This window comes from Candidatus Finniella inopinata, from assembly GCF_004210305.1.
Taxonomy (GTDB): Bacteria; Pseudomonadota; Alphaproteobacteria; order Paracaedibacterales; family CAIULA01; genus Finniella; species Finniella inopinata_A.
In genome coordinates this window covers 292,383-308,175 of sequence record NZ_SCFB01000004.1, presented here as the reverse complement: position 1 = coordinate 308,175, position 15,793 = coordinate 292,383, and the positions used below count along the sequence as shown (strand labels likewise).

The following is a 15,793-nucleotide window of genomic DNA, read 5'->3' as shown; positions in this document are numbered from 1 at the left end:
TTTCTCATTCTTGTCCGATAAGTATTAATCATGATAGTTATTTTCGCGAAAGGGTAGGACATGTGTTTTTTCATCAAACCCATTCTTGTTCTGATTGTTACCCTCAAAACAATCTATGCTTATGATGGTGTTGACGTTCGATTCGAAGTTGAGAAAATTGGGCACAAACGATTGATTATCAAAGCTTTTGAACGATCCACCTCATTGTTTTCTCAAACTGTCGATTAGTCTTTTAATTCAACCCTTGTGTTTGGTCAGAATATTTTTAGTCGCCATGGTAGTGGTTATAAAGTTGTTTACAAAGGCCGAGACGAAACGTCTTTGAGCCTAGAAGTGAAGATGAAGGTAATATATCCCTTGCAGATAGCAGTAAGAGAACGGGGTTTGAGCGATATAAATCTTGGGGGTTTAAAACATCAGGAATTATCCGTCATACGGGTGCTTCCCTTTGCTACCAGATGTTCACGCGTGCCAAACAGTTCCACAACCAAGGCATTCTGAAATCCTATACAGGCGAGTTTTTGCAAGATTACCTCTTTAACGGAGGAATCATCCATTTTGGGGATGATACTCTTCATGTGACTCCTGAAACTTATTTAGAATGTTTAGCAATGGTTGATGGGAAAGCAGGACCTTCTTATGAAGAGGGTATCATTGATGATAGAGGAGTTATCCTTGCTGACAAAGGACTGCGCATTACTAATTTAACCTATCGTTCTCAAGGTCTAGCCGATATTGGTGGACAAGGATTGCAATTAGAAAACGCAGGAATCGATAGTCGCAATGGAATGAAGGTGGAAGGCCCTATCAGAGGACATCTTCACCATTTTGCTAATTCCTGTTCTTTCTTTACTGAGTCAATGGACCGATCAGGTTTAACAATTTTAAATTGGTCAAACAGTTCTAACGTTTATTTAGGCAGAGAGTCAGACATTTTTGCCCAAGACAGTTGGAATAATACTGGGCAAATCTTTGTCAGAGGAAACTCCTCAGTCGGAAGCCGCAAGAAACCTACAGCTTTAGGCGCTGTTATTGCGGATGGAACAATCATAGAAGAAGCGATGGATGAGGCGTCTTCAAAAGCTTTGTTGGGAAAAGCTGTTTTCTTCTCCGGTAAAGGCAAGGTTATCCTCAACCGACTTCAACACACGGATCATTACCTGAATACGATTACTCGTCACTATGCGGTTGATAAATTGGGAAGGCAACATTTCACTCATACAACAGAAACGGGTTACATTTTTCAAAGACGAACGACAGAAAGGACTGTCAACCGCCTTCTGAAATGCAACACCAGCTTCAATCTGATTTGCCAGATATAGGTTCCTTCTTAAACGGCGTTGCTTCACAAGATCAACGAGCCAGTATTTTTATTTGGCAGTGGGCACAACGGAACGGGCCAGAATTCCTTGAAGGGGTCTGTAATCTTGCTATCCTCACTTCCCGTTTTATACCCCATCCTGCCGTTACTGTCCCTGCTCGAGTATGCACTTTGGGACAGTTGGCCGCTCGTCCTGCTCAAAACCTGCAAAAGGCGTAAGCTTTCTTTAACAAGAAGCACGGTGATGGGGGTAAGAGTCAGAGTGGAGGCGGTAGCTCAGGACATATGGGAGCTCACCAGCCAGTAGTGGCTCCCGTATCTCTACCGGCTTTTCCTGAAGCTGTCATAGCTCCACGCAAAACATATGTGCAGGGGGGAGGAGCCATGAGAAGGAGATGGAAAGACAAAGATTATATCTGCGAGTGGGATAGCAGGCATGGAACCGTTGAAAAGTATAATAAAAGAGGAACCAACCAAACACCTTGGCGAATTTGATCCGATTACAGGAAAGGAGTTGAAGCCCTCTAATCCAGCCAAGACGGTGGAACCTTAGACATGAATCAAATTATTCCATTAACGCTTGAGTGGTTTTCCAAACGAAACGATTCCCTTATAGGGGGGAAACATGCTGTATGGATCTTGAACTGGCTTTAAATCTAATTGGCATAGATTGGGAACTTGATCCATATGTAGCGTATGATTATAAAGTTTCTCAGAAAATCGCCAAAAAGATACAGAAATATTATAAACATCATATAAATCTTAAAGAGTTTTCTTACTTTTTGTGTCGTTATAGTGATAACATCATTCCACGAGGTAACCTAGTATGGCGAGATTACCCTCGCATCCGCGCAGTCGAACACAAACCAAGAATGTTACTGGCAATCTCGCTTTCTAAAAACAATGGTTATCTTGCTTCTTGTAACCGCTTTGTTGGTTATTGTTCTCAATCAGTAGAAACAATAAAAATTCTTTCCATGTGGCGACTTTGGCACGTTTCTTAGCCATGAGCTAGGAATACATAGATAATAGATCAAATTTTTGTTGATATGGTTTACCTGTTTTCTCGCGTGTGCCAAACCCTCAGAATGTAAATTGTCTGATCTCGAATCTCATAACGGATTTCATATTTTTGCACGAGTAATCTTCTCACCTCATGGGGTTCAAACCCACATAATCTATCTCCAATACGAGGGGTTTCTATTAGCATGAGCGGCGCCTTAACCAAAGATTGCACGGACTTATCAGCGGCTATTTTGTTTGAGGGAGAAAGAAATTGATGCAGTCGTATAATATCAGAAACGGCTTTGTCCGTCCATTGCAGTTTCATTAAAGTGGCATTGAAATCTGGTTGTGTGTGCTCAGATTCTCTGCCCAATCTTGCATAAGCGCTTGATTGATTGTTTTCCCAGAATCAACACTGGAAATAGCTTCCCAGGTTAAAAGGTCCTTCTTTTCTTCCTGTTCTATCCAAGAAGAAAGGGCTTCCTTGATAATCCATCCACGAGATCTCTCAAGCTTGTTGGAAAATAAATCAACTTTTTCCGCTAATGTTACCGGAACATGTGCCGTCAAAACCCTGGTTTCTGTTGGGATCATATCATTTCTCCATGTCTTATTGATAAACGTTTGTTTGGTTAATAATAATGATTAACTCTGATTAATGCAAGCTATTGACTTGCTTTGGAGATTATCTTCTAGATATTGATCATCTTCTCTGATCAAAAGAGGAGGCGCGACAAGAAAGAAATTGGACCTTTTTTCTCGCCGCTAATCACAACTAACTTCTAGGGAGCTACATGTTTAGTCTCACTAATCATCATGTGAAGCATGTCGGCGTATTTAAGAAAGTACCCTTTGAATTTTTCTCAGTTTCAAAGGATAGCGAAAAAAAGCCAATTTAATTGATGATATACCCTAGTCAAGGAAAAAATACAGTTTCATTTAAGCTTAACTTTGACTTCCTTGCCGTTATTTATTCTAATCAGAATAAAAGTGGGTTGATGAAATTCATTCAACGCCAACTCAGGGCTATGTTCTATATCTTCTTCACCTCTAGCGCCTGAAGAAGAGGCGTAACAATCGTAACCCGTACCACTTTCTTTATCCAATCTAATTAAAGGCTTTATGACTTTTGGATAAAAAAACAGTGAAGATCCAAAAATATTAGCTTTTTGGTCTCCAGAAAAATTAACTAGTTCAGGATGGTAGAAAGTGGAGGCTTCAAAAGTTATTACAAAGGGCACTGGCCTATCTCTACCAGAGGTATCTTTACCGCTGATAAACTTAAAATCCTTCAATTCTTCGCGGCACTCAATTTGTAATTGACGTAAAGACTCATAACATGAATCACAAGCATCATTCGATGAGAATAATTTAAAACCAATTATGTCAAGTTTTTTATCCTCTGCTGTTATAGATGATGATTGGTGCATAAAATAATCCCAAAGAGCTTTTTGATTTAATTTTATGTAATCTAAAAATACTTTCTCGGTATGTCTTCCATCACAGTTCACGTAAGTATAAGCACGTTTTGAACCATCGGCATCTTCTTCGATCTCATCTTCTATTTTGTCACGTTGAGTTTTCCAAATTATTCTAGATTTATACCCTGTAGAGGTAAACATTTTTCCGTTTCCTACCCGCCTAACAGGCACTTCTATCTGTTTAATAGTCTCTCCATCGCCGGCTGTATTTGTGTAACTCCAAATTCCAAAAAAAATTGCTCCTAAATAGTTTTTGACAGCCGTTCGGTCTAAGCCAAAAATTTTAGTTTTAGTATGAGGGCTTTCCTTTCCACCTCCTGAGAATAAATCACTATCATAATATTTTGCACCTTTAGAATAGGAACCCCCTACTGTGTCACCACAATCAAATGTTCTAAAAAACGTTCCATCAGAAGGGTTATGGAGTTTTAATGCTAGGCGAGAAGATGGATCATCTATTCCTAACTCTTCAACACCTGCAACAATTTCTGCCACATCAGCAGCACTTACTTTATCTGCTGCGATGCTTATGTTGGGAACGAGAAAGGTAAAAGATAAAACTAATATTACGATATAATTTGCTAAAAATTTTGGATTAATCATCTCATTTTTTTCCATAACTATGGCCCACCAAATACCAACAACAGAAGAGTAGAAGCATTATTCAACCTGAAAAACAATCATTTTTTCTCTTATGAGATTCTAATGTCTTAAGTCTAAAACGCTAAATTGGGTATTTATAAATATCATATTCATAGCTGCTTTGTGTGCCAACTAAAAATATATCAATTCTAATTGCTACCTTGTTTTACATCAGAGTAGATCCCATAACTATATTTTTTTTGTAAGTTAAGGGTTCATCCTTGCATATCTCTCATTCTGCTAAATATCGCTGAATTCATATAAATAACACTGTTTTGATACGAATAATATTGTGTTTATTATTCACAAATAAATATTGTTACAATAAAGTTTTTGTGCTTTAATGGTAATCATCTCCCCCGATAAACCCAACAGGAGTCTTCCCTATGGCCTTAGAAACAGCTCTCAATTCCCAAATTACCGATGCCGTCACCCAAGCAAACGTGAAAGTGCTCGCCGATTCACCGGCTATGGCACTCAGTAACCTTTATCAAATTTCCTCCCAATCCTTGGGTCTTGCCGCTCAAAATGCTGTCATGGCCCAACAGCAATCCAATATCATTCACCAAGCTTCAACCACGCAAGGGGTCAACTTGATCTATGCCGTGGACACAGCCGCTGTTGGCGATGCCAGTGAAAAGATTTCCAGAGGCGATATCCCTTCTGACATGGTCAATATCCTGGGTGTCCTTAAAGCGTTATCAAAAGCCTAATATCATTCAATCATTTCTAATTCTTAATGGAGGCTCCCTATGACGCTACCAACACCCGTCAATTCCCAAATTACCGATGCTGTCACCCAAGCGAATGTGAATGTGCTTGCTGACGCCCCCGCTATGGCGCTCAGTAACCTTTACCAAATAGTATCGAGCTCTTTAGGCTTATCGCTGCAAAATGCCACCTCTGCCCAACAGCAGTCTAATATCGTTCATCAAGCGTCGACCACCCAAGGGGTGAACTTAATCTATGCGGTGGATACGGAAGCCGTTGCTGATGGAACGGAAAAAATTTCACGGGCGGATATCCCGTCTGATATGCTTGATGTTCTCGGCGTGGTTAAATCGCTTAACAGGAAACAACCAAGTTCTATTGTTGGCTAACAATACTATAAAGGGAAAGAGAGGGTAAGGCTCTTTCCCTTTACCCTGGGGTTGTGAAGGAAAGGCATAGCTAATGAATGACAAAGTCAATGGACAAATCACGGATGCTGTTACCCAAACCAATGTAAAGGTTTTAGGGGAATCGCCTGCTCAAGCTTTGTCGATGGTTTATCAAACCATGGCCCATTCCTTAAGCTTATCTATGCAGAATGCCAGTTCCACCCAACAGCAGATGCAACAAATTGGCAATGCCATTGTGGCAAAAGCCGTTAAGAATATTATGGACTAATAACCGATGGCTGATTCCTTTGATCCAAGTGTTTCTTTTATTCATGGCCTGGTTACAGGCGCTAGCACCTTGCAAAGCGAATCAGTTGGTAAAGCGTGTCAAGCAATGGCCCATACCCTTGCTTTGGCTTTACAGGATGCAAGCGATAGCCAGCGGAACTTTGATGCTATCAATGGCGCCGCTTTAGCCAAAGCAACCGAAGAGTTTGTCAAAAGCAAAGACCCCGCCTGGTTGCCGGTAATTGAAGGATTGCAAAAAGCAAAGATGACCCAAGATACCGAGTTTTTAAAAATAAGCCAGGGTGTGGAAGGTTTATTGAAAAACCTGCCCTTGCCAAGCTAGAGGTTATAAGCATGGAAGAAACAACACCGACACCATCATCGGACTCTTCGCCAGCTGGATTGATAGCCCGTTTGGAAACGCAAGTGATAGCGGATATGGATGCCCTCGTGGCTCAACTCCAGTCTTCTCAGCAAAAAGGGAAGCTGGATCACTCAGCCTTCAAGAGAGGGGTTCAGCAGGCATCAGGTTTCATCCAAGCAAGCATACTTATTCATACGTTGCCAACCTTATTGGCCGCACCCACCCATGAGTGCTCCTTACAAACAACGCATCTTTATACCAAATTAAATCAAGTTGCCGAAAAGCTAAAAACGCTTTGTCAAGGTCAGGCCAAGCAAATGGTGGCAAAGAAAGCTTCCAAGATTCTGGAGCAGATTCAAGCCAAGGAGCAGGCTATTCGAGAACAAATCGCCCAGAAGCAGAAACAAGTTGCTCAACTTGTCCAAGACCAAATGACGGTGCATTAAGAAACAGCGTCACAGGTCTTATGTTGGCTTACGTCATCCCCCAAAGACTTGGTTTACGATATTGGTGGATTCCTTGAGCTGTTCGAGCTCTAGGTGAGCATATCTCATCGTGGTGGCAATATTTCGATGGCCTAAGAGCTTGGAGACATGGACAAGGGGGACACCCTTCTTGAGAGCAAAACTGGCGAAGGAATGGCGGAGATCGTGGATGCGAAAGTCTTTAATTCCGGCTCTTTTTAAAATCGTTCCCCATGCTCTTTTAATTTCAACAACAGGTTGACCAGGCACTTTGCCATAGAAGACATATGGATTGCCTTCCTGTCGTTTCATGGAAACCAAAAGATCAATCGCTTTTTGATTGAGAGGCCGCGCCCCTTCACCTGTCTTTGTGTCGGGTAGATGAATGTAGCGGTCGTCTAAGTGAACATTTTCCCATTTGAGATTAAGAATTTCACTAACTCTGCACCCTGTATACAGGATCATGAAAATAGCGTTAACAGTGCAGTAAGAAGCTGGTTGCTCTTTGTGTTGTTGTATCAAGGATTCTTCTAATCGTTTCAGCTCAGCATCACTTAAAAACCGCTGCTTCTTGTTTTCCTTATATTTATTGACGCCTGTGCAGGGATTGCTTCTAGGAGGCAAATACTCCCAATCCTCTGCCTTTTTAAAAGCCATACTCAACAAAGCAAAACAGCGGTTGGCTGTTGTGGAAATATGCGCCAGTGAATCCAGAAAACTTCTAATGTCTTTAGAAGTAATCTCGTCTAGTTTTTTTTGACCAAAGTAGGGATGGATGTGTAGGTTGGCACACCCCATATTGTTTCTTCCCTTATCTTTATAGGCAATAAGAATATGCTTGGTCTTGAAGATTTCAAAGAAGTCAGCAAAAAGAATGGATTGTTTTTCCTCAACCAATTTCTCTTCTTTTTCTTTTTTAGGATCGAGACCTGAAGCAACGGTGGCAGCCAGTTTCTTAGCAGCATTTCTGGCAAAGTCTACAGTTATGTTGCCATGACATCCTATTTTGACATAGCCTTTCTTCCTAGTCAGAGGAGACCAGTAATAAAAGACGTAGGTTTTTTTTGTGCCACTTTTTAAAATCTGACATCCAAACCCTTTAATCTCGTTATCCCAAACAATATAATTTTTCTCATTGGGGGAGCTGTAATCTATAATGGCTTTTGTTAACCTTGGCATGGCAAGTAGGCTCTTTAGTAAAATCTACCACAATCCTACCAGTTAATTTGATACAAAAGCAATTTTTTAGAAGAATTAAGTAGAATGAGACTTCAACAAACACCCTTAAAACCCTTACATAGGCTCATGTTTCGCGGATATGCTGGGTTTAGAAGTAGATAGGGCATGAGATTTGTAATCAGTAGGTCGCGAGTTCGAATCCTGCAGCCGGCACCATTATCAAATACTTTTCCTTTCAAATCATCCTTTCAAGCCACTGTTTAACGATGATGATGGTGACCTTCCCATGGCGATTGCACTGAAAATTAGTTTAGTATTCTAAAAATTATTTCCTAATTTTTTATTCGGCTTTTCTGCTGTTCTATCCGTTGTTATTATTCTTTTTTCTCAATAAAGAAAAAGGAAACAGGGATGCAGTTATCAGATACTTTCCTCAAACATTTTGAACCTCTTGCCGATCCTCGTATTGATAACCACAACAAGCTTCACAAATTGCACGATATCTTGGTAATAACAATATTGGCCACAATTTGTGGCGCTGATAACTGGGTTGATATTAGTGAATTTGGCAAAGCCAAATACGATTGGTTATCAACATTTCTCGAGCTGCCTAATGGTGTGCCATCTCATGATACTTTTGGCCGTGTGTTTTCCATACTTGACCCAGAGCAATTTGAATCCTGCTTTTATGCATGGATCAAGTCACTCTCTATCGATGTTAATTCTGAGATTATTGCTATTGATGGAAAAACGCTACGGGGTTCTGGCAACAGAAGAAAAGAGAAAAAAGCCCTACACATTGTAAGTGCCTGGGCAAGCAATCAAAGTCTTCTTTTAGGGCAAGTTAAAACGGATGAAAAATCCAATGAAATTACAGCCATTCCAAAATTACTCAAGATGATTGATGTTACTGGTAGTACAGTCACCATTGACGCCATGGGTTGTCAGCAGTCAATTGCTGAAGAGATCTTAATTCAAGGTGCAGACTACGTATTAGCTCTAAAAGATAATCAACCGAAGCTTCATGAAATGGTCAAGGCAATTTTCCATATAGGAGAATCACGTCAGTACAAGAAGATGCTTAATCGACGGAAAGTAGAGAAGATCCATGATCATGGTCGCATAGAAACACGTCGCTATACATTAGTATCAGCACGCGATCCGGCAGTATTTCAACTTCGTTGGCCTGGGTTAAAGGGTGTTGGCATGCTTGAAACAACACGCACAACTAATAATCAGGTTGAGCGTAGTACCCGCTACTTTCTAACAAGTTTAGCCTATGAAAATATTGATCAGTTTATGGTTGCTGTCAGAAAACACTGGAACATAGAAATTAACCTGCACTGGTCTTTGGATGTAGGTTTTAGGGAAGACCATAACCAGGTGCATGTTGGCCACGCGGCCAAGAATTTGGCTGTCATGAGACGTATTGCTTTGAATCTACTCAAGCAAGAAAAAACGAATAAACGAGGGGTGAGCTGTCGACGGAAGGTAGCAGGCTGGGACAACAAATACTTATTGAAAATTCTAACCGCTGACCACAATTTAAAGCGCGTTTGAGCGGATTGACTGATATAAACGGTAAGTCTTTTAAAGGGGAGGATAGTGTCTAAAAATAAAAAAAACAGGAAGTAGATCTCTCAAAACCTACAAAATCAAATCAATCTACAAAAGTTTGGGAAATAGCAGAAACCGTAATTTTAAAAACTAGGCTGAGGAGATGTCAGTGCAATCGCCATGGGGTGGTAACCTGGAAAACGACCGATTGTGAGCTCATAGTCGATGGTGGATTTTGCAAGACAAAAAATTTGATATTTCTTGAATTGGCCGTTGCGTTGAAGCTACTACTACTTTTTGTATAAGAGCTTCCAGCTTCATCTTTGTATGTTCCATCAGGTATATATGTCGATGGGACTTTTTGAAGATCCACCAGGCTGATTGTCCGATTTCCGCTTGCGTCAACCGGAGAAGTGTTACTAGAACTGCCAGTCCACATATTTATCACCGCGAAACCATACTGGCGGGCAATCAATAACGTGTTCGTGTCAAGAACCAAGATGTACTCGTGCGGGGCGTTTTTTGCATCCATAGCTGTTCTGAAGGCCAGAGCATTTTGAATAATACCGGCAAAGTCACCTGTCGCAACCGTTCCATCAGGGCTTAAGTAACCATTTTCATCCTCAAACCGTAAAATAAGGGGTGATCCATCACGTTTAGTCAACAGGTATGCAATGGATAGTTGCGAATTGATAACGAATGCAGGGCTTGTTCTCTGGGCAGCGCAAATTACACAGTTGCTCGCATTAAGTGCATTTGGGAAATGTGCCTGCATGGATGGGTCGGCAACCGTAGAACCATGATTACTGTCTTCATAAAATGTAAATCTTTTGTTGGCTATGTTCGGGTACATATCGTGAACGACAGAGAACGGTACGGCTGATTGCGAGTTACCAAGAGCCGCGGGCATCAAAAGATTGCTAACACTGCCGTAACCCGGATTAGCAAGGCATGAACCTGCCAGCTGCCCTGTATGATAAAATCCACCAGAGGCATTATGGGAATAAAGGGAGAGACCTGTGGGCTGTAGGACCAGAAATATTCACCATATCCACAATTAAAGGAAAACCCTGGCAAAGTCACAGACGTGCTGCTGCCTTGTGGTGTGTATGTATATGCCGTGTTGGCTTGAGTGAAAATAGATTTCCAAATTGCTGCCGACTGCTGATTCGCAATATATTGGGCATCTTGACCCGATAGTGCAATGATGGATGCAGCACTGATAATAGGCAAATCATCCACGCGAACGCCTGCAACACCCAAATCATAAAGAAGCCTTAGGTAGCCAACAGCCATTTTTTGTACCAATGGATTGCTTAAATCCAATTTAGGACCGAATTGCCAGCTATTTTTGTTCAAATCATCTTGCGTAAAAAAACCGGCTGGGAAATATCTGTTTTTATCTTGAGTAGCACCTTCAGGAAATGAATTGTCAATTTTCATAGGATGCAATTTAGCAGGAACAACTTGACTGTTGTCAGGCAGCGGAAGGGGCGTTTCTACCATAGCAAAATTAGCTTGGTCAAATACAACATCTGCAATCACACCAATATTGGTTTTCGGAGTAGGGTTGAGGTTACTCTGTTTTATGCCAAATGGTGGATTCCCTGCCGCCGTCAAGATAAAATTGGTCAGATCTGAAAGCCCCCCATATAGAGGGCTTTGAAGCATATATCCAACAGTAATTGTTTGACTACTTTTCGCCGTATCCGGAATAGCAACCCCATAGCGTTGAAGGTCAGTAACTGTTGATTTACCCATTGCCGTTAAAGCAGTATTGACCGCGGTTAAGTAATATGCATACGGTGCTGTCGTTTGATCTGAATAGTTTGGGTCATAAAGAACCATGACATAAGGTTGATAAGCTGCGCTCCAAATATTGGAATTGCTTGGAATGTATTGCATGGGGGAAATTTGAATGTGCGTATATCCCCTGGCGCCGGCACGGTTGATAGCTTGTGTAGGATTGACAGCTGTAGAAGGAGCATAGACATAATTCAAGATAGGGCTCATGTCTGCCGTATTAAAATTTGGGTATATAGTACTGAATACTGGGTCACATTGAAAAGTTGGTGGCCGTGTAATCGTCGTTAACGACACATCAAATGCATGCAAGATGGCCCGCGGCCGTGTAACACTGCTGTTAAACAAAAATGATGGTCCACTCACCGATGTGGCTTGTGAAGTTCCTGCATAGGCGCAAGTGACAGACGTTGACATAAGCAACATCAAACGCATAATTTTATTAAAAACCATTTCAAAGCCAATTTAATAATTTTGTGTATACTTAAGTGTAAATAGAGATTATTAATATATGTTTAATGAAACGTATCGAATACATTCCAATTGTATTCCGACGATATCTCTTTTCCCTTAACGCTGTATTGTTACCCCCGCGGAGGCAGGGGTCCAGTTTCATTGATTGTTTGGATTCCCGCCTGCGCGGGAATGACAGGAGGGACTGTGGGAATGACAAGGGTGATTGATGGAATTGATATCCATAGTGTTGAAACGAGGGGTTCTTAAGAAAAATGCCGCCCTAAACCAGCGCTGCTATGGCCTTCACAATTTCGGTCGTCCCCCTCAGGCGCAGTTGTTCCGATGGCCATTCGCGAATAAAAACCAACTTTTGGTCAGGGCGAATTTTGGTCGCGCCAGCCTGATGCACAACGGGCGATTGAAGGTATACAAGCAAGGCCTTGGGGTTGGAAAATGTCCCATCCCTGAAGCCAATCACCAACCCCTTGGGGCCTGCATCGATTTTTTCAATATGGGCTTGGCGACATAAACTTTTCAGTTCAATCACAGCCAGCAGGTTTTTAACCTCCCGCGGCAGGGCACCAAAACGATCCACCAGTTCGGCGGCAAATTCATTAATTTGTGCACGTTCTTGTAAATGGGCCAACCGGCGATATAATTCCAACCGCAGGCCCAAATCTTTGACATAGGTTTCTGGAATCAAAATTGCCATGCTTAGGTTAATTTGCGGAGTCCAAGTCTCTTCAAAAGCATCGGCCTGGTTGGCCTGCTCGGCCCTTGCCATGATGATCGCCTCTTGCAGCAGGTTCTGATACAGCTCGACGCCCACTTCGCGAATATGACCCGATTGTTCTTCACCCACAATATTGCCGGCGCCACGAATATCCATGTCATGGCTTGCCAATCGAAACCCAGCGCCCAGGCTGTCAAGGCTTTGCATCACGGTCAACCGTTTTTGCGCGGTATCAGAAATCGGCTTATCCGCGGGCAGCGTTAAATACGCGTACCCCTGAACCTTTGCACGCCCGACCCGACCCCTTAATTGATACAGTTGCGACAATCCAAACAGGTCAGCCCGATGAATAATCAGGGTGTTGGCGGTGGGGATATCGATGCCCGATTCCACAATATTCGTTGATAATAAAACATGAAACGCGCGGTCATAAAAGGCGGTCATCACGTCCTCCAGCTGGGCAGCTGGCATTTGTCCGTGGGCAATGGCAATTTTAACCTCTGGCACCAAAACGCCCAGCTGTTCCTGCAAAGTTGCCAAATCCTCTAACCGGGGTGATACATAAAAAATCTGTCCGCCCCGATGATATTCCCGCAAAATCGCCTCTTTAATGACAACGCTGTCATAGGGCATCACGAACGTGCGCACAGCCAACCGATCAATAGGCGGCGTTGTGATCAGGCTAAGCTCTCTAACGCCACTAAGGGCTAATTGCAGAGTGCGGGGGATGGGTGTGGCGGTCAGGGTCAGAACATGCACATCGGTTTTAAGGGTTTTCAGCTTTTCCTTTTGCTTCACGCCAAAGTGCTGCTCCTCATCAACGATCAGTAAGCCTAAATCGTGAAAGCGAACGTCATTGGCCAAAATCGCCTGGGTAGCAATGATAATATTAACGTGACCGGCCTCTAAGTCCTTCTTGATCTCGCCAGCCTCTTTGGTCTTAACCAGGCGTGAAAGTTGCTGCACCCGATAGGGAAGCCCATGGAACCGTTGACGAAACGTTTGATAATGCTGACGCGCTAAAAGGGTGGTGGGCACGATCAGGGCAACCTGCTTGCCATTCGCCACCGCCATATAGGCGGCCCGCAACGCAACCTCGGTCTTGCCAAAACCAACATCCCCGCACACCAGGCGATCCATAGGTTTACCAAGCGTCAGATCATTCAGGGTCTCTTCAATAACGCGTTGCTGATCTTCCGTTTCGGCATAAGGGAACCGAGCACAGAATTGGTCATATTCATTAGAAATCTTATCCAAGACAACGCCCTGGTGCAAAGCCCGTTCTGCCGCCAGGCGAATCAGATAATCTGCAATCACCCGAATGCGTTTCTTAACCTTCGACTTTCGATTTTGCCAAGCGGCCGAGCCTAGGCGATCAAGGGATGCCAGGCTGTTCTCATCGCCATAACGACTAATCAACTCAAGGTTTTCAACGGGCAGGAAAAGCTTATCGCCCCCCTCATATTCCAAGCAAAGGCAGTCATGGGCTTTTTGATTGACGGTCAGAGTTTCCAACCGCAAATAGCGACCAATCCCATGGTCATTGTGAACAATTAAATCACCAACGGCTAACTGGCTGGCGTCTTGAAAAACAGAACTCTTTTTGCGTTTGGGCGATTTGCGCACCATACGGTCGCCCAAAATATCTTGTTCGGTCAAAACCAACTGATCAGGCGTCATAAATCCCTGTTCAAAGGGGGCGGTCAGACTGTAAACAACCCCGCGATCGGCGCCGTCTGCGGGCCAATTTTGTACCGCTAAAATACGTTTCAACCCTTGGGCCCGAAGCAGACTTTCCAGGCGCTGGCGTGAGCCATCCGTATGGCTGGTGATCACAACCAGCCGGCCTTGTTGTTGATGCGTTTGAATCGTTTGACAGACTTGGTCGAATACTTTTTCAGGCTGCGATTGACGAATGGCCGTAAAATCAGGCGGCAAGCGCCCCCCTTGGTCTTGGCTGTTTTCAGCAACAAAAGGGCTTAAACTTACAACCTCAACGGTTCGCTGAAAATCTTCCCATTCTGTTTTTGTCCAATACAACTGCTCAGGGGGCAGGGGGCGATAAGTCCCCTCGCGACCAATGGGATTCGCCCGCGCCTGATAATACTCATGGATAGATTGTTGATGGCTGATCAGCGCTTGATCGGCAGCATCTTCCTTAATCATTAAAGCATTGGGGAAATAATCTAATAACGTCTCACACCCGTCGTAAAACAAGGGCAGCCAATGCTCCATACCCGCATAAGATCTGCCAGCAGAGATGGATTCATACAAAGCGTCCGATTCAATGCCCACTTTGCTGGCCCCAAACAATTGACGATACTTCTGACGGAACTGTTGAATGGTCTCGAGGGTTAAGGTGACTTCATGGATGGGTTTCAATTCAACCCGTTCACAAACCGCAATCGTTTTTTGAGTAATAGGATCAAAGCTTTTTAGGGCATCCAAAACATCATCAAAGAAATCAAGCCGCAGCGGATTTTCACAGGTTGTTGGAAATATATCAACGATGCTGCCCCTGACAGCATAGTCGCCCGGTTCATAAACCGTCTCGCAACGGCGAAATCCTTTATGAGTCAGGTAACTTAACAAGGCCTCCCGGGCAATTTTCTGGCCGATCTGCAAGTCAAGCGATTCGCCAATCAATGACAATCGTGGTGGTAGATGCTGGGCCAAGGCCGCCACAGACGTGATCACACAGAAACGCTGGGGTTGATGAATAAGGGTTGTTAACGTTTCCAGGCGTTGGGTTACAATGTCTTGACTGGGGGATACCCGATCATAGGGCAGGCAATCCCAGGCCGGGAAGTTAAGGCATTGGATATGGGGCGCTATCCGATTCAATTGTTCTTGAAGAGCCCCCACATGCTCCTCCGTCGATGTGACCACCAACAAAGGTTGGGCATGATCCTGCCACAACTTTTCAATGACAAAAGGTTGATAGCTTGTGGGAACACCCCCTAAATACACAGATCCAGCCATCACATCCTAATACACATAATCTAAATACCTGCCACTTTTATCTCTTTTTGAGCGTTGTCAGGGCATTATACGTACCCATAGAGCCGATATAAACCAGAAACTTTCCGTATAGCTAAATCAGTTGGGATAGAAATGTTTTAGCAGGAACAATTAATGAATTGTCCGAACTTGTGGGGGCAAAGCAATCTGCATCAATATATTCCGCCTCAACGGCCACCTGAAATATGTGTTCAGCATTAAGTTACTTTTGAAAGTGCATAAGGTTTTTTGATAAAGGTTCCTCAGGATTTGATTTGACTGAAATGATCATTCAGAATTGTTTGGTATATTCTATCCATGTTTTTTGGCGCCTCATATTTGTCCTAAGGATAGCATATCCGGCAAAATTTATAAGACCAATCCGAAATAAGCTTCGGAT

The 15,793-nt window shown here is 43.1% G+C and carries 18 protein-coding genes; 11 read left to right on the top strand and 7 right to left on the bottom strand.

Annotated elements, in window-relative coordinates; all coding sequences use genetic code 11:
• Positions 1–60: 60 nt before the first annotated feature.
• From EQU50_RS08355 to EQU50_RS03295, 5 genes are all read left to right on the top strand, one after another.
• Positions 61–228 (top strand): hypothetical protein, encoded by a 168-nt coding sequence (locus EQU50_RS08355; RefSeq protein WP_165380320.1) that lies wholly within the window; start codon positions 61–63, stop codon positions 226–228.
• Between the two features lie 230 nt (positions 229–458).
• Entirely contained in the window at positions 459–1,322 is an 864-nt protein-coding gene (locus tag EQU50_RS03310; protein ID WP_130153726.1) for a hypothetical protein, read from the top strand.
• Positions 1,286–1,540 (top strand): hypothetical protein, encoded by a 255-nt coding sequence (locus EQU50_RS03305; RefSeq protein WP_130153725.1) that lies wholly within the window; start codon positions 1,286–1,288, stop codon positions 1,538–1,540. The genes EQU50_RS03310 and EQU50_RS03305 overlap by 37 nt, the downstream gene beginning before the upstream one ends.
• A 66-nt stretch (positions 1,541–1,606) precedes the next feature.
• The gene (locus tag EQU50_RS08635; RefSeq protein ID WP_420886598.1) at positions 1,607–1,816 is read left to right on the top strand and encodes a colicin E3/pyocin S6 family cytotoxin; all 210 of its coding nucleotides are present in this window, start codon (positions 1,607–1,609) and stop codon (positions 1,814–1,816) included.
• Positions 1,817–1,953: 137 nt separating this feature from the next.
• Positions 1,954–2,325 (top strand): hypothetical protein, encoded by a 372-nt coding sequence (locus EQU50_RS03295; RefSeq protein ID WP_130153724.1) that lies wholly within the window; start codon positions 1,954–1,956, stop codon positions 2,323–2,325.
• A gap of 50 nt (positions 2,326–2,375) precedes the next feature.
• Here the strand turns inward: EQU50_RS03295 and EQU50_RS03290 are convergent, their stop codons facing one another.
• The 3 genes from EQU50_RS03290 to EQU50_RS03280 form a co-directional block, all read right to left on the bottom strand.
• Positions 2,376–2,651 (bottom strand): type II toxin-antitoxin system RelE/ParE family toxin, encoded by a 276-nt coding sequence (locus EQU50_RS03290; RefSeq protein WP_130153723.1) that lies wholly within the window; start codon positions 2,649–2,651, stop codon positions 2,376–2,378.
• Positions 2,651–2,920 (bottom strand): CopG family ribbon-helix-helix protein, encoded by a 270-nt coding sequence (locus tag EQU50_RS03285; protein ID WP_130153722.1) that lies wholly within the window; start codon positions 2,918–2,920, stop codon positions 2,651–2,653. Before EQU50_RS03285 ends, EQU50_RS03290 begins: the two co-directional genes overlap by 1 nt.
• Positions 2,921–3,261: 341 nt before the next feature.
• Positions 3,262–4,425 carry a hypothetical protein gene (locus EQU50_RS03280; RefSeq protein ID WP_130153721.1) on the bottom strand — a complete coding sequence of 388 codons (1,164 nt, stop codon included), beginning with the start codon at positions 4,423–4,425 and terminating at the stop codon, positions 3,262–3,264.
• 410 nt (positions 4,426–4,835) lie between these two features.
• On the opposite strand from EQU50_RS03280, the gene EQU50_RS03275 reads away from it, so the two are divergent.
• The 5 genes from EQU50_RS03275 (at position 4,836) to EQU50_RS03255 (ending at position 6,647) form a co-directional block, all read left to right on the top strand.
• A complete protein-coding gene (locus EQU50_RS03275; protein WP_130153720.1) occupies positions 4,836–5,162 on the top strand; it encodes a RebB family R body protein in 327 nt (108 codons plus the stop codon).
• 39 nt (positions 5,163–5,201) lie between these two features.
• Positions 5,202–5,549, top strand: a complete 348-nt coding sequence (locus EQU50_RS03270) for a RebB family R body protein (protein ID WP_130153719.1) — start codon at positions 5,202–5,204, stop codon at positions 5,547–5,549.
• A 73-nt stretch (positions 5,550–5,622) separates the two neighbouring features.
• The gene (locus EQU50_RS03265; RefSeq protein WP_130153718.1) at positions 5,623–5,838 is read left to right on the top strand and encodes a RebB family R body protein; all 216 of its coding nucleotides are present in this window, start codon (positions 5,623–5,625) and stop codon (positions 5,836–5,838) included.
• Positions 5,839–5,844: 6 nt separating this feature from the next.
• Complete coding sequence (locus EQU50_RS03260; RefSeq protein WP_130153717.1) at positions 5,845–6,180, top strand: RebB family R body protein; 336 nt, start codon at positions 5,845–5,847, stop codon at positions 6,178–6,180.
• An 11-nt stretch (positions 6,181–6,191) separates the two neighbouring features.
• Complete coding sequence (locus tag EQU50_RS03255; RefSeq protein ID WP_130153716.1) at positions 6,192–6,647, top strand: hypothetical protein; 456 nt, start codon at positions 6,192–6,194, stop codon at positions 6,645–6,647.
• 33 nt (positions 6,648–6,680) lie between these two features.
• Here the strand turns inward: EQU50_RS03255 and EQU50_RS03250 are convergent, their stop codons facing one another.
• Positions 6,681–7,844: a site-specific integrase gene (locus EQU50_RS03250; RefSeq protein ID WP_130153715.1), complete on the bottom strand. Its 1,164-nt coding sequence runs from the start codon at positions 7,842–7,844 to the stop codon at positions 6,681–6,683.
• 411 nt (positions 7,845–8,255) lie between these two features.
• Here EQU50_RS03250 and EQU50_RS03245 point away from each other — a divergent pair, with 411 nt between their 5' ends.
• Positions 8,256–9,404 carry an ISAs1 family transposase gene (locus EQU50_RS03245; RefSeq protein ID WP_130153184.1) on the top strand — a complete coding sequence of 383 codons (1,149 nt, stop codon included), beginning with the start codon at positions 8,256–8,258 and terminating at the stop codon, positions 9,402–9,404.
• A gap of 163 nt (positions 9,405–9,567) precedes the next feature.
• Here EQU50_RS03245 and EQU50_RS03240 read toward each other — a convergent pair whose 3' ends face one another.
• From EQU50_RS03240 to mfd, 3 genes are all read right to left on the bottom strand, one after another.
• Positions 9,568–10,311, bottom strand: a complete 744-nt coding sequence (locus tag EQU50_RS03240; RefSeq protein ID WP_130153714.1) for a hypothetical protein — start codon at positions 10,309–10,311, stop codon at positions 9,568–9,570.
• Positions 10,311–11,657, bottom strand: a complete 1,347-nt coding sequence (locus tag EQU50_RS03235; protein WP_130153713.1) for an alpha-amylase family protein — start codon at positions 11,655–11,657, stop codon at positions 10,311–10,313. The genes EQU50_RS03240 and EQU50_RS03235 overlap by 1 nt, the downstream gene beginning before the upstream one ends.
• Positions 11,658–11,940: 283 nt before the next feature.
• Positions 11,941–15,375, bottom strand: coding sequence for a transcription-repair coupling factor (gene mfd / locus EQU50_RS03230; protein WP_242508816.1), 3,435 nt, complete (start codon positions 15,373–15,375; stop codon positions 11,941–11,943).
• Between the last annotated feature and the right edge of the window lie 418 nt (positions 15,376–15,793).